A 13,758-nucleotide genomic window follows, 5' to 3' on the forward strand; every position below is an offset into this window, starting at 1 on the left:
TGACGCTGCGGGAATGGGCTTGGGAGTTCTTACGCCGCAATCCAGCGTTCCAGCGCGATCTGACCGCTGCGCGCCAGCATTGCAAGACTTGGTCTCTCCAATCCTTTCTCGATATGGTCGCGTCGGCCGGCGACCTGTCACGCTGGGGTGTTCTGTTTCGCGGAGTCTTGTGGCCGCGCTTCGGTCGTATTCTGGTGTCCGCTCTGGTGCGTCCATGTGCTGCCGGTCATTGCGGAACGGTTGCCTGCCTCGTCGCCGACACCGCCGTTCGAACTCTCGGCATTGCCCTGTCGTGCAACCGTCCTGCTGGCGCCCGACAAGAGCCAGCATGTTCTTCTTCGCAATGCGGACCACGCGCTGCAGCTCGCCGTCTCGGGCGCGAATATCCTCCACCCTGTTTGCCTGCATACGCAAGCCATCTGGCCCGCGGTGCTTTTAAAGCATCGACTGAGGGGACTGGAGTGCCTCAATGCTCTCAGTCTAGGGCAACAGTTGCCCCCCCGCTTGTTTGCGCCGGAAAAGCGCGGCGTCCGTTTGTCCTTCGTTCTTCGTGCGCTCGACGGTTCGCTCGCCGGAGCACCTCATCGCGAGCTCGCCGAAGTTCTCATCGGTCAACGGCGCGTCCATGCCGACTGGGCGGATCCTCGCGATCATCTGCGCGACCGCATCCGTCGGGCCGTCTCGCGTGGCCGCGCGCTCATGAATGGTGGCTACAGAGATTTCCTAATTTGAAAAGCGACAGTCCGCGCTGTGCGTCGGTGGATGAACGTTCGCTCGCAGCTGTACCCGTCACCAACAGTTCGCCCGCCGACAGGACTGCATGGCGCCTTGCAAGGTGCGCTCTGGTCTAGCTTGTCGATGCCGAAATGAGATGGGCGAGGGTGCCAAGGCGGTGGTTCATTAGGGCCGGCCTCGACCTGGACGCACATCATTGGTCGGAAAGCGGCGTGCACCGCAATGTCGCCATAGCAGCCAAGATCCTTTGAGTCCGGACCTGCAGTCCTGTTGGACCGGCGGGTGCAACAATATGGAGGGATTTGAGGCCTCACACCGTTCCCTGGTCGACAGCTCGGTCAACATAGCACCCACCGCTTGATTATGGAAATGGTGTGCCTGGAGTGCAGCGAGTAGCGGCTTGCTGCGCACTGTCCTAAGAATAGCAGTCATGACCCGTCTGGGCGTCTCCAACACGACGATTCAACCGCTTGGGCATTGTCGCATATCCCACAATGTAGAATGCGCAACAGGGCAAAAGCTGATCCATCGGCGGTTTATCAATGCTTTTTGGCTTGGCACGGCCCATGCAACGCAATCGGCAAAAGGCGCACGAACTGAGTGGCCCATCGGCCCTAGGAGCGCTGACTTATGCCCTCCCAAGGCATGTCCGGCCCGGCAGCGAGCTCAGTCGCCTGCCGGGCATCCGTGTTTCAGGTCAACGGCGTTTGGAACTTCCAATTAGGTGGCGGCATTGACCGCAGGCCGCCCCCCGGTGGGGCGGAGAGACAGTGCAGCAGGTTTCAAATCCCGCCCATGCAAAGATATTTCATTTCCAGATAGTCCTCGAGGCCATGACGGGAACCCTCCCGCCCGATGCCGGATTGTTTGATCCCGCCAAACGGTGCCGCCTCCGAGGACATGCGTCCCGTGTTGATGCCAACCATGCCATATTCCAGAGCCTCTGCCACACGCCAGACCCGCTTCAGGTTTGAGGCATAGAAGTATGCGGCGAGGCCGTAGATCGTGTCATTGGCCTCGCGCACGACCTGATCCGCATCGTTGAAGCGAATGATCGGCGCGAGCGGCCCGAATGTCTCCTCTTGCGCGACTGCCATGACGCTGGAAATCTCGGTGAGGACCGTGGGTTCGAAAAACGTGCCATTCTTGCCGATACGCTGGCCCCCGCATCGTATTGTGCCGCCTTTCGCAATGGCATCTGCGATGTGAGACTCGATCTTGGCCAGAGCATGCTTGTCGATGAGCGGTCCGATGTCCACTCCGGCATCGAATCCGTCGCCAACCGACAAGTGCCGGATTCTTTCCACGAATTTCTTGACGAACTCATCGTGAACGCTCGATTGGACGTAAATGCGGTTCGCGGAAACGCAGGTCTGGCCGGCATTGCGGAACTTCGCCTGGACCGCACCGTCAACAGCACCGTCAATGTCGGCATCATCGAAGATGATGAAAGGTGCATTGCCGCCGAGTTCAAGGCTGACCTTCTTGATCTGGTCAGAGCACTGACGCATCAGCAGCCGTCCGACCTCGGTCGAACCGGTGAAGCTGATCTTTCGAATCTTGGAATTGGTGCAGAGTTCACGGCCCACGCGATCACCTTCGGACGCATAGATCAGGTTGACCACGCCATCGGGAAAGCCGGCCTGATGGGCGAGGGCGAACATTGCGCCAGCCACGAGCGGCGTCTGTTCAGCGGGCTTGAGCACGATTGTGCAGCCCGCAGCCAAGGCCGGCGAGATTTTGCGCGCCACCATGGAGGCCGGGAAATTCCATGGCGTGATCGTGCCAACAACGCCGATGGGCTGCTTGATCACTAGCATTCGGCGGTCTGTCGAGGGTGCCGAGATCGTCTCGCCATAGACGCGATTGGCCTCCTCGGCATACCATTGCAGATACGCCGCCGCATGCGATACCTCTGAAATGGCTTCGGCAAGCGGCTTGCCCATTTCCGCAGTCAGAATCGCGGCGAGATCGCCTGCATGGTCGATGATCAGCTGATGCCATCGCCAAAGAACGTCGCTACGTTCTCGGGCCGTCAACGCGGCCCATCCCGACTGCGCAACATAGGCCTTGTCTACCGCAGCACGTGTCTCCTCCACGCCCATATCGGGAAGCTCTGCCAAAACTTCGCCGGTCGACGGATTGACGACCTCGAACGTCTTATTGCCAACTGGTCTGCCGAGTGCCGGCAGGCGGTCGATGGCTCCAAACAGGTGCGGGGATTTCAGACGGCGGATCATCGGCAGGCACAGGGGCAATACCGGATTCCTCCTCAACGCAGCGAACATCCAGGTCGACAGGCCGTCAGTGTGTATTCTGCACCAGTGGGTTCGTCGTAGGGCCTCGGCAAAGCAGCTGGTAGACCACGCTAGCCCGATGAAAAGACAGCAGTTTCGTTAGTTTGAGTGCCCGCGGTTCATCAATTGATGGATTGAGCAGTCGGATGTTTGCTTCATCCACCATGCCTGCTGGTGGCATGCGACTGAATTCTGCAAAAAGGCGGCATACATGCTGAGGAGCGCCATTTCGGCGAGAGGCCGCCGGACCGCCAATGCCGCGCAAGGTCGGCGAAAACGACTCCGCGCGTCTGCATGATCTGCTTGGCCCACGGGCCTCCACATTCGCTCTTCCCACGAGAAGCCCCGATGAAGAAGGAAGGTGAGATGAGTTTCTTTACTCATCCTTGCCGCCCAGCGGCGGGCCGACCACCAAAATGGCGGGCTCGGCCGAAAGCAGCTTTTTGGCCGCCGCCTTGACCTGTTTGAGCGTCACCCGACCGATGCTGCGGGCGCGACGCTGGTTGTAGTCGACGTCGGCCTTGTGAATCTGCAAATCCAGGAGCCGGTCTGCAATCGAGCGGGTCGAGCCCAGTTGGTCGATGGCATAGGCGCCGATCAGGTGCTTCTTCGCCGCCTTGAGCTCGGCCCCGGTCGGTCCTTGCTGCGCCATCTGCTTTACCACATCTCGCACGATGCTCAGTGTTTGGGCAGCGCAGTCCGAGCGTGTCTCTGTCGTAACCAGAAGCGAGTCAAGGGTTAGTTCAGAGCTGACGTGATAGGCAAGGCCGCGTTTTTGACGTACCTCCTCGTAAAGGCGGGAAGTCAAGTATGAGCCGCCAAGGATGTCGTTCAGCAGCACGGCCGCGTAGAAATCCGGCGCGCTAGGCTTCACGCCAGGCCAGGCCAACGTCAGCGAAGTCTGCGGCAGGTCGTAGTTCTCCTCCACCAGTTGACCGAGTTTCGGCGCGACATCGTAGACGGGGACGAGGGTTTGTTGCTCAGGCAAATCACCAAACAGCTGGTCAAGCCTTTCCCTCAACGTGTTCGCGTCAATGTCACCCACCACGGCAATATGGAGCCCGTCGCGAGCGAAAATGGCCTGGTGGAAGGCGCGGAGGTCGGACGGCGTGATGCCGGGGAGGCTCTCTTTTGTGCCTTCTCCCGGCCTTGAACAAGGATGCGCGCCATAGATCGCGCGCAGCCATTTGCGCTGAGCGATGGCGTTAGGGTCTCGCTCGCTGCCGACGATGCGGGAGACAATCTCGGCGCGGACGCGATCGATCGGCCCCTGCTCGAAGCGCGGCGCGTTCAGCGCGAGCCGAAGCAGGCCGAACGCCGCGTCCTGCTTTTTGGAAAGCATGCACATCGATCCGTAGATGTCGTCGCTTTGCGCGTCCAAACTCATTTCGGCGCCGGCATGGTCGAGCTTCACCTGGAAGGCATCGCTGTCGTAATGGCCAGCGCCTTCGATGAACAGGCCGGCCATCAGTTTGGCCATCCCCTCCTTCCCGACCGGGTCCTGCTTGGTGCCGCCCTTGAAGGCAAAGCCGATGTTGACCGTCATCTCTTGATTCTCCGTCTTGGGCAAGAGATAGCCCGTGGTCGAACGGTCGAACGCGAGATAGCGGGCGGCAACTGCTTTGATTTGCTCGGGGGTAACCTTGCGGATGCGCTCGGCGCTCGGCCCCATGCTGCGATGAACATCCAGGAGGTGAAGTCCGAAAAGGGCATCATCGCCTGGCTGGTGGAGGACCACACAGTGGAAATCGATTCGGCCGTTCCTCGACATCCTTCACGGTACCGCCGGTGGCCAGCGTCGAGCCGTAGATGCTGGCGAGCCAGTCCAGGTTGTCTTCCGCAAAGATCATATTGCGCAAGTAGTGGTCCTTGGCCTTGCCTAGTTCCTCGTTGCTGACACCATCCTCGGCAATGCGGGCGACTTCGGCAGCGGCCGCCGCTTCGAGATCAGCCAGCTTGGCATCGCCGCGCGGTGCGCCATAGATGGCGAACTTGGTGTCGTCGAGCATAGTGCCCTGGAAATAGACGCGGGCGCTGGAAGCGATACCTTGCTGGACAGCGAGCGCCTGGTAGAGCCGGCCGCGGTTACCGCCGCCGAGAATTTCGGCCAGCAGGTCGAGCGCTTCGGCCTCGCCCGGCTTGGCGGTGTGGTAGGACGGCACCACCCACTGCGTCGAAAAACTGGGCACGCTGACGCGGGCGTCTGAGAGCGTGACGGTGCGCCTGGTGTTCTGCTCGGGCTCAACCGGCCGGATGCGCGGCGGCAGGTCAGGTCCGCGCGCCACCTTGCCATAGGTCTTCTCGGTCAGCACCTTCACCGTCTCCGGCTCGACATCGCCGGCCACGATCAGCACGGAGTTGTTGGGCCAATAGTACTTTTCATAGAAGGCGGTGGCGTCGACGCGGTTCAGCTGCTCGATCTCCTGCATCCAGCCGATGATCGGGATGCGATAGGGCTGGTTCTGCCACAGCGTCGCGTCGATCTCCTCATGGAGCACGTCCTGCGGGTTAGTGTCGGTGCTTGAGCGGCGCTCCTCGATGACCACGTCGCGCTCGGTCTTGACGACATCGTCGGTCAGGATGAGGTTTCGCATTCGGTCGGCCTCGAAGCTCATCATCAGCTCGAGCGCCGACGGCGCCACTGTCTGATAGAAGGCGGTGTAGTCGGAGGAGGTGAAGGCATTTTGCGAGCCGCCGATCTCGAACACTGCGCGGTCGAATTCGCCGGCCGCATGGTTGGTCGTCGCCTTGAACATCAGATGCTCGAAAAAATGGGCAATGCCGGATTTGCCCGGCGGCTCGTCGGCGCTGCCGATCTTGTACCACACCATGTGGGTGACGATCGGCGCCCGGTGGTTGGGAATGACGACCACCTCCATGCCGTTGTCGAGCACGAAATCCCTCGCCTTGCCGTCCTCCCATGCGACGGGGATCGGAGCCGTCCCCGCGCCGACCAACTCGGACGCAACGGACGTCCTGCGAAGCCCATGAGTGCGGGGCTTGCTTGGTAGTTCTGATAGGGAGAGTGGGGTTATGGGCTGCGTTCCCGGCAAAGTGATCTGTTCCTCATTTTGAAGGATCTATGTCTCCCGAACGCCTATTGGGAGAAAGTGGATCGGCACGCGACGCCGAGCCACGTGAGCCGTCAGCGTGTTGCTGGGCCTGACCCGAGCCTCATCTTTGGATGCGTCCGGGAAACTTTCGGCATGGTGAGGCCATGGGAAGTCTGCTCGTTATCCATTGGGTGTTTGCGGATACCTGAGCATGCCCCGTGCCAAGTAAGAAAGCCCCGATTCGCAAGGTTTGATCCAACCTTGATACTTGCGATATCCGACATTGTCGGGCATCCGACAGAAAGCGCCTTTCGCCGGCGCGCCGGCTATGACGCTCGCCTCCTCCGGCGTGACGACGATCCTTTGGCGGGCGCCGCGCACACCGATCTGCCCGCCTATCAGCACCGCGACATCGAAGGACAGCGCGATCGTGACTGGATGGGTCTTACGCAAACATGCAGCAGTGCCACCGCGATCAGGACTTCATCCGCCCCACAAAGACCCGAGCGCGAGGGACGACGTGTAAGGCAACATGTCATCCTCGATAATGATGCCGCGCATAAAGAGGTAAGGTCCCTCGTCGTACCGGCGAGCCCCTTCGCTGGGTCTCGCGAGGGTCTGGTTTGCGAACGTCGACCGACAGCATCACGGCATGGGCGGCCCCAGCGGTAGGCAAGCATTGACCGTGCCATCAGCGTTGAGGCAGCGCAGAGCCCAATTTCCCGGTGCCAGCCGGTACGTTGGAGCTTCAACTGTGGCCAGCCAAGCGGGCCGAGGCCGTGAAACTCCTGATACCCTGGACCGTCCGGATTGCAACGCACGACGCCTTGGTCTCGCGCCAACGTCCATTGACGCTCAGCGAAGCATCATGCGGACGAGCTGGGAAAGCTTGGCCGGGCCGGCGCCTTCCCAGGCGCACGGGACGCGCGACGACCCATGTGGACCTTGGATTTCACTACGCACTTACGCTGCTTCGGCCTTGTCAGCAGCCTGAGCATAAAGCGTGCTCAGCTTTCAGGGCGAGCCTCTTTCATGTTGATAGCATCTGTCGTCATTCAGGATCGCCCCATTTTCGCATGCCGCTTGCAGCTTTCAGACTGTTGTCAGCCAGGGCCGCCATAAAGGGTCTCGTTTAACGCATTCGGGAGGCTTCATGACTCGACCACATTAATTTCGGGCGGTTCGCCGGCGCTCCGAATGGCACTTAACACCAGATCCTCTCCAAACCCGTGATGATCCAAGAGGAAAACGAAAAATCCCTAAATCAGAAAAAAGCACCGATACGGTCGGCTCCAGGCTGATGAAATTGCGGTCTCACTTGCCACGCACGATACTTGCGATGGCGATGGCCATTGCAAGGGCCGGTCAAGCACCCAAGACGCTGACAAGCACGCCTCCGACCAAAGCTCGATCGTTGGCAGCCTTTCTAGCCGTATACTTGGGGCATTTTGGGACGGCGATCCGGACGCCGATTAAAACCTGCCGGTCGTCTAAATGGAATGGTTGGTCCGGGTCCTTACTGGACCTGCGCCAACCCGATCGGGCCGGCGCACAGGGGCACCCAGACAATTGGACACGTCGCCTTTGCGCGGCGGCTTGCACTTTCTCGGATGGCCTTTTTTCTCCCCGGGCGAAATCGAGCGAGCGGTGAGGCGGAGCCTTCGATTTTGCCGATCATGTCGTGTCGCTTCGATCGAACTGCTCAGACGATGATAGCGGCATTGATTGCCGCGGCCGAAATGCGTTGTGTGAAGTACGATTTCTACGCCGTATACATACTGCCGTACAGTTCGCCATGTCAGCAGCCTTGCCAGCAATCCGCCCTGTGTCCAACTGTCGTCGAATTCACCGGTGTCATTGAGGAATTCGTATGATCGCCTCGAAACCATCATTGCGACCGCGGGCGGGCGACGCAAGCTCTAGACTGCCACCGATCCGCTGGATAACCATGTTAGCGATATGTAGACCAAGGCCTGAGCCCGCAGCAGGAGTAGCACCACGACTAAATCGCTTTGTAAGCCCTTCGAGGTCGGGGAGGGGCACCACCGGTCCGGCGTTTGCAATAGCGATGGTTCCATCAGTTTGGACGGAAACTGTTGTCGGAACAGTGGCCAGTCCATGTATCAGCGCATTCTCGATCAGGTTACGAAGGAGGATCCCAAACGCATCGACATCCACTTTGCGCATCAAAGTGGGGCAGCCGTCGACGTTAAGATGCAGGCGTCCGGCATATTGCGGCTTTTTCCTCAGGTCGTCGATTTCCAGCCGAACCGATCGGACAAGATCGATCGCGTGATCCGCCATGCCAACCCCCGATTCAGCTTGAGCGAGCTGAAGCACTTTTTCGACAAGGCGGCCAAGGCTCGACAGCGCTTGCTCGATGCCGCGCGCACGCATTTTGGCCGACCCATTGGGGAGCTCGGCCACTAATCTCTGCATCTGAGCGATTGAACCTGCGATCGGCGTGCGCAGTTCATGCGCACTGTTTGCGGCGAACTCGCGTTCGGCCTCGAGAGCCGCCCGCAGACGATCGAGAAGCCGATTGACGGATGCCGCGATTGGAGCCAACTCTGCCGGGAAATCGCTCAAGTCCATTGGTGACAGATTGCCGCCGTCGCGCGATCCGATCTGCTGTCGCAGTACCTCGATTGGCCGCAGCGAGCGCCGGATCACGATCCACCAAACAGCTAAGCTAAAGGGCAGGAGCACGAGTGTCGGAAGGAAGACAAAAAGTGCGCCCTTCGCGATTGTGGTACGGCGGCCATCAAGCGGTTCGGCCAACTGATGATACACGCCGTCTTGGATCTGCTCTGTGTAGACGCGGTAATCAGCGTTTCCCCAAAAGCCGTTACTCAGGGGAGCATCAGGGAAGGGCTGCTGACCCTCTTCCGGTTCAGAAATAAGCACTACCCCGTACTTATTAATAACCTGCTCACGATAGGTCCAGTACTTTTCATAAGTTGGCAAGTGGTTATTGTATTGATCAACGTGTTTTCCATTCAAGACCTTGATCAGCTCTGGTTGTCTGTACTTTGCGCTCGCCTGGAGCAAGTCATCCGAACTTTCGTTTACATTATTGCAAAAAATGAACGCAGCAATGGTTGGGGCGGCGATCCAAACCAGGAGCGTTGCCCCGCCTAACCACGATATCAGCTTTCTCGTCATGCTGTTCGAGTTCGTCATGTGACCACGAGCCTGTATCCGAAGCCACGCACGGTTGCTATTCTATCCCCGCCGATCTTCTTGCGGAGCCGGCTGACATAAACCTCCACTGTGTTGCTCTCGAACTCCGAATTGAATGAATAAAGCGCGTGCTCGATCTTCCCCTTTGAAACGACCGAACCGGGCTGGCGTAGAAGGCAGTCGAGCACCGCCCATTCGCGTCCAGACAGGTGGACCTCCTGCCCGTCGCGGAAGAGGCGTCGCTCGGCTGCCTGTATGGAAAGCGTCCCAACCGAAAATTGCGGCTCCGGAAAATGCCCTTGGCGACGTGCCACTGCACGGATGCGTGCCGAGAGTTCCCCCAGATCGAACGGCTTGACCAAATAGTCGTCGGCGCCAGCGTTGAGCCCCTCGATGCGATGCGAAATCCGATCGCGGGCTGTCAGAATGATGACCGGCGTTGTATCAAGCCCCTTGATCAGCTCCCGCAGATAGTCGATGCCATTGCCGTCCGGCAGGTGAACGTCGAGCAAAATAACGTCGTAGCCGGCCACAGCTGCATGAACGCGCGCTCTGGACAGGTCCTCGGCCCAGTCGACCGCGTGGCCACCAGCCACCAAATGATCGTGCACAGCACTTCTAAGGTCGTCGTCGTCTTCAATGAGCAGTATTCGCATCAGGCTGCCGAGCTCCGGTATGAGGGCAAGGCTCCTGCCTTATTGATCGAAGCTGACAGTAGGCTGAACCGGCGCCAGCGAATATCTGGGGGCTTTCAGGCTGCTGTCAGCTACAATTGCAAGAAAGGGGTCGTTAACAAAGCCAAACGAAGAGGCCTTATGAAACCCCTCCTGATCTCGGCACTTTTGCTCAATGTGACCACCGGCGGCTGTACACTGGTTGGCGGGCAATTCGACGTGGCGGTCAACGAATGGCAGCCGCGCCACGCGTCAATGTCCAGGCTTGAAACTGACAGGTGTCTTAAATACGAGGGCACCGTAGCGGGTGCCTCCAGTTATCGAACAGTGCCTAGCAGGTCAGAAGTGCACTTTGACCATAGGGGTCGTCCGTATTTTCGGCGCTCGCGAACAGAGTCGACGGTCAATCGATGCGCCACTGCCAGAGTCTGGAACGGTCAAGTGTTTGTTATCCCCCGTCCGGGCCATATTCTCTGCCGAGGACCAAGAAGGCCCTATTTTCGGTGCCCACGAACAGAGCCAACGGTCAATCGATGCGCCACTGCCAGGGTCTGGAACGGTCAAGTGTTTGTGATCCCCTGTCCCGGCCGTGTTCTCTGCCGAACTCGCCCTTGTAGTCGGCACACCAAAGATCGTTAGGGCGACAGCCGTTTGAAAGTGGTGTCCCCGTCGCCCTGTTGCGCCTGCGCTTGCGGCGCTCGACCATGCCGTGGCGGTCGAGCACGGCATATGCACCGTCGAGATCGCGGGCCGGTGCACATCCGGATACAGCCGGGCCAGCCGCTCGCGTATCTTCGGCGCACCCCATGTCGGCTTGTCTTGCTTGAGGCGCACAATCAGCTTCTCGATTTGAAACGGAAGCTGATTGGCGTGGCGATAGGGCCGCCGCGATCGGTCCGTCAGCCCCTCCAGGCCGCTATCATTGTAGCGCGTGAGGATCTTGTAGCCGGTCTTGCGCGAGATATCGAACTCCCGGCAAAGCACCGCCATCTTCTCGCCGTCCAGCAGCCGGGCGACGAACTTCAGCCGCTCTTCCATGACGTTACACTCCTTCCAAGGCACCTTGCTCTCCTTGCAAAGGGCCGAAAGTGTAACCCATCTATCCGGAATGAAATGTCACCCATCTCTCGGGAAGGGCAGTCATGGCCAAGGCAACTGGAAGCCGAATTTTCTTTTAGAGTATGAATCAGCGCCGTCTGCCGAAAAGCGCGTCCACGATCTTCCCTTTTGAAACGACCGTGCAGGGCTGGGGCAGACGGTAGTCGAGCACCGCCCATCCGCGTCAAGTCAGGTAGACCTCCTGCCCGTCGCGGAAGAGGCGTCGCTCGGCTGCCTGTATGGAAAGCGTCCCAACCGAAAATTGCGGCTCCGGAAAATGCCCATGGCGACGTGCCACTGCATGGATACGCGCTGAGAGTTCCCCCAGATCGAACGGCTTGACCAAATAGTCGTCGGCTCCAGCGTTGAAGCCCTCGATGCGATGCGAAATCCGATCGCAGGCTGTCAGAATGATGACCGGTGCCGATTCAAGTTCCTTGATCAGCTCCCGCAGATAGTCGATCCCATTGCCGTCCGGCAGGTGAACGTCGAGCAAAATAAGGTCGTAGCCGACCACAGCTGCATAATCGCGCGCTTCGGACAGGTTCTTGGCCCAGTCGACCGCGTGGCCACCAGCCACCAAATGATCGTGCATAGCACTTCCAAGGTCCTTATCGTCTTCAGTGAGCAGTATTCGCATCATGCTGCCGAGCTCCGGTATGAGGGCAAGGCTCCCATCTTATTGGTCGAAGCTGACAATAGGCTGAACCGGCGGCAGCGAATTATTTGGGGAGCTTTCAGGCTGCTGTCAGCTACAACTTGCAAGAAAGGGGTCGTTAACAAAGCCAAACGAAGAGCCCCTATGAAACCCGTCCTGACCTCGGCACTTTTGCTCAATGTGACCCCCGGCGGCTGCATCAGCAAATTGATTTGGGAAACAGGCGCGCCGGTTCTAACGACCGACGCAGGCCGAGGTCTGGAACAGCTGGACCAGCGAACGGCGTCTTCGGTTTTTCAGGCAACAGCCACATGGAAGAATATGATTGGCTCGACCATGCGCCGAGCTTTGTCGAACGGATTGGTCGCGGGCGCACCACCACAGATTATGGCAGGTTTACGCCCTGGCCTTGACACCCGGGGTGATCGTCACCGGCGGAGCCGCGGCGTACTGATCGGATATCCAACGTCGCTGAGTCTCTCGTCGGTGCAGTGGATCTCTCGGCTTAGCCATCATGCAAAAAACGACGGTTCCGCGACACCACTTTTCAGGTCCGTGACACAGGCTTTGTGAGCCGATCTGTTGTTCTTACCCCAGGCTAATGGCTGAACAGCTCTGTCGCCGGCTCGATGCGCCAGATGGCGCGATGTTTTGAACCCTTTCACGAGGCGACGGCAGCAGCCGACCGGCTCTCCTATCGCGGCTCCCGCGATCCACACACCCAACAAGGGAATCTACCATGGTAATGAAGGCACCGGTTGCCGACGCTAGGAATGGGTCGGTAGTAGATCGGCTGGTCGGCATCGACCTCGCTCGGGGCCTGGCTGTCTTCGGGATGTATGCCGCCCATCTCGGTCCCGACCCCGGCGAAGGAGGACTAGTCGGGTTTCTGATGGAACTAACCCATGGGCGGCCGTCGGCCCTGTTTGCCGTATTGGCCGGTTTTTCAATCCTCCTGATTACAGGTCGCAAGGCGCCGAAGTCGGGGATAGCCGGTAGACAGGCCATCGCCAGAGTCGCAATTCGTGCCCTTGTTTTGCTCGCGCTTGGCTCAATCCTGGGCTGCCTCGGTACCCAGGTCGAAGTCATCCTAGAATACTACGGAATTTGCTTCTTGTTGGTATTGCCGCTCCATCGGCTCAGCGCATATCAGCTGGGCTTGATCGCTGCCGCTACGGCATTAGTTCTCCCGCAAGTCCGTTCCTCCCTTCTGTCGGTTGCCCCCAACCTCCTCGACCCGGTCTTCAACCTCATGGTCAACGGCTACTATCCCGCGGTGACCTGGGTTCCTTTCCTCATCGCTGGCATGGCCATCGCGCGCCTTAATCTTAATACGCTAGCAGCGCATTGGCGCCTTGGTCTGGCGGGGGTCGCGCTGGCCGTGTTGGGCCATGGGGGATCCTTGCTCGCGCTGAGTTCCCGCGCTTTGACTGAAACCTCCTTGTGGTGGTCTGACGTTGACGGCTTTTTTGAGCCTTCCAAGTCGTCATTGATAGTCAAGTCGTCATGGATAGCCGCACCTCATAGCGAAACGACGCTTTCGATCGTGGGCAGCACCGGTTGCGCAATGATCATCTTGGCGGCTTGCATGCTCGCTGTGGATGCGCTCCCGCGTCTGCGAAAGCTGGTCTGGCCAATAATCGCAGTCGGCTCGATGTCTTTGACGGCCTATGTGCTGCACATTGCGGGAATAGCCTATCTTATGAAGATAAACATTTTCAAAGACGAGAGCCTGTCCACGCTCTTTGGCTTCGTTGTGGTTATCAGCACTTTTGCGGTGCTTTGGCTGCGCGTCTTCCAGCGAGGACCGATGGAAGTGCTGATGGGTAGGGTCGCAGATCTCGCGCGTCACATCCGCTGAGCACCGCCGCGCCCCGGCCTCCCGATCACATTACGGACAAAAAAGGTGGGGTTTTGTCCAAAGCTTGTTCGCGGCAGGGGAGGGTACTTCCTCCCACCCTGCCGCCTTGTTGATGGAAGCTAAAACGGTCGCGCAGGCGCTAGAGTTGGCATCGGCATAATCAGCTTAAACTCGCGAAGTTAAACCCGCGGTTGGTCTA

Annotated in this window: 7 protein-coding genes and 2 pseudogenes; 2 read left to right on the forward strand and 7 right to left on the reverse strand. The window is 59.1% G+C overall.

What is annotated here, in order from left to right; all coding sequences use genetic code 11:
• Positions 1–216: 216 nt before the first annotated feature.
• Positions 217–732: a DUF2285 domain-containing protein gene (locus EN885_RS17025; protein ID WP_245329899.1), complete on the forward strand. Its 516-nt coding sequence runs from the start codon at positions 217–219 to the stop codon at positions 730–732.
• 785 nt (positions 733–1,517) lie between these two features.
• On the opposite strand, the gene EN885_RS17030 is transcribed toward EN885_RS17025, so the two are convergent.
• The 7 genes and pseudogenes from EN885_RS17030 to EN885_RS17060 form a co-directional block, all read right to left on the reverse strand.
• Positions 1,518–2,993 carry an NAD-dependent succinate-semialdehyde dehydrogenase gene (locus EN885_RS17030; RefSeq protein WP_095486045.1) on the reverse strand — a complete coding sequence of 492 codons (1,476 nt, stop codon included), beginning with the start codon at positions 2,991–2,993 and terminating at the stop codon, positions 1,518–1,520.
• 415 nt (positions 2,994–3,408) lie between these two features.
• Entirely contained in the window at positions 3,409–4,602 is a 1,194-nt protein-coding gene (locus EN885_RS17035; protein WP_348627405.1) for a pitrilysin family protein, read from the reverse strand.
• Positions 4,588–5,989 (reverse strand): annotated as a pseudogene (locus EN885_RS17040) (pitrilysin family protein); the annotation flags it as partial. The pseudogene EN885_RS17040 and the gene EN885_RS17035, both read right to left, overlap by 15 nt.
• A gap of 1,950 nt (positions 5,990–7,939) precedes the next feature.
• Positions 7,940–9,268 (reverse strand): HAMP domain-containing sensor histidine kinase, encoded by a 1,329-nt coding sequence (locus tag EN885_RS17045; protein WP_128242925.1) that lies wholly within the window; start codon positions 9,266–9,268, stop codon positions 7,940–7,942.
• Positions 9,265–9,924, reverse strand: coding sequence for a response regulator transcription factor (locus EN885_RS17050; protein ID WP_127294589.1), 660 nt, complete (start codon positions 9,922–9,924; stop codon positions 9,265–9,267). Before EN885_RS17050 ends, EN885_RS17045 begins: the two co-directional genes overlap by 4 nt.
• Before the next feature lie 619 nt (positions 9,925–10,543).
• Positions 10,544–10,980, reverse strand: a pseudogene (locus tag EN885_RS17055) (helix-turn-helix domain-containing protein); the annotation flags it as partial.
• Positions 10,981–11,224: 244 nt separating this feature from the next.
• The gene (locus EN885_RS17060; protein ID WP_224570033.1) at positions 11,225–11,683 is read right to left on the reverse strand and encodes a response regulator transcription factor; all 459 of its coding nucleotides are present in this window, start codon (positions 11,681–11,683) and stop codon (positions 11,225–11,227) included.
• A 754-nt stretch (positions 11,684–12,437) separates the two neighbouring features.
• On the opposite strand from EN885_RS17060, the gene EN885_RS17065 reads away from it, so the two are divergent.
• On the forward strand, positions 12,438–13,559 hold the full coding sequence (locus tag EN885_RS17065) for a DUF418 domain-containing protein (RefSeq protein WP_128242924.1): 1,122 nt from the start codon (positions 12,438–12,440) through the stop codon (positions 13,557–13,559).
• Positions 13,560–13,758 lie beyond the last annotated feature (199 nt).

Source organism: Mesorhizobium sp. M6A.T.Cr.TU.014.01.1.1, from assembly GCF_004022765.1.
Taxonomy (GTDB): Bacteria; Pseudomonadota; Alphaproteobacteria; order Rhizobiales; family Rhizobiaceae; genus Mesorhizobium; species Mesorhizobium mediterraneum.

Coding starts and splice junctions, on each gene's coding strand:
- EN885_RS17045 (WP_128242925.1), bottom strand. CDS start 9,268: ATGACGAACTCGAACAGCATGACGAGAAAGCTGATATCGTGGTTAGGC.
- EN885_RS17050 (WP_127294589.1), bottom strand. CDS start 9,924: ATGCGAATACTGCTCATTGAAGACGACGACGACCTTAGAAGTGCTGTG.
- EN885_RS17060 (WP_224570033.1), bottom strand. CDS start 11,683: ATGATGCGAATACTGCTCACTGAAGACGATAAGGACCTTGGAAGTGCT.
- EN885_RS17065 (WP_128242924.1), top strand. CDS start 12,438: ATGGTAATGAAGGCACCGGTTGCCGACGCTAGGAATGGGTCGGTAGTA.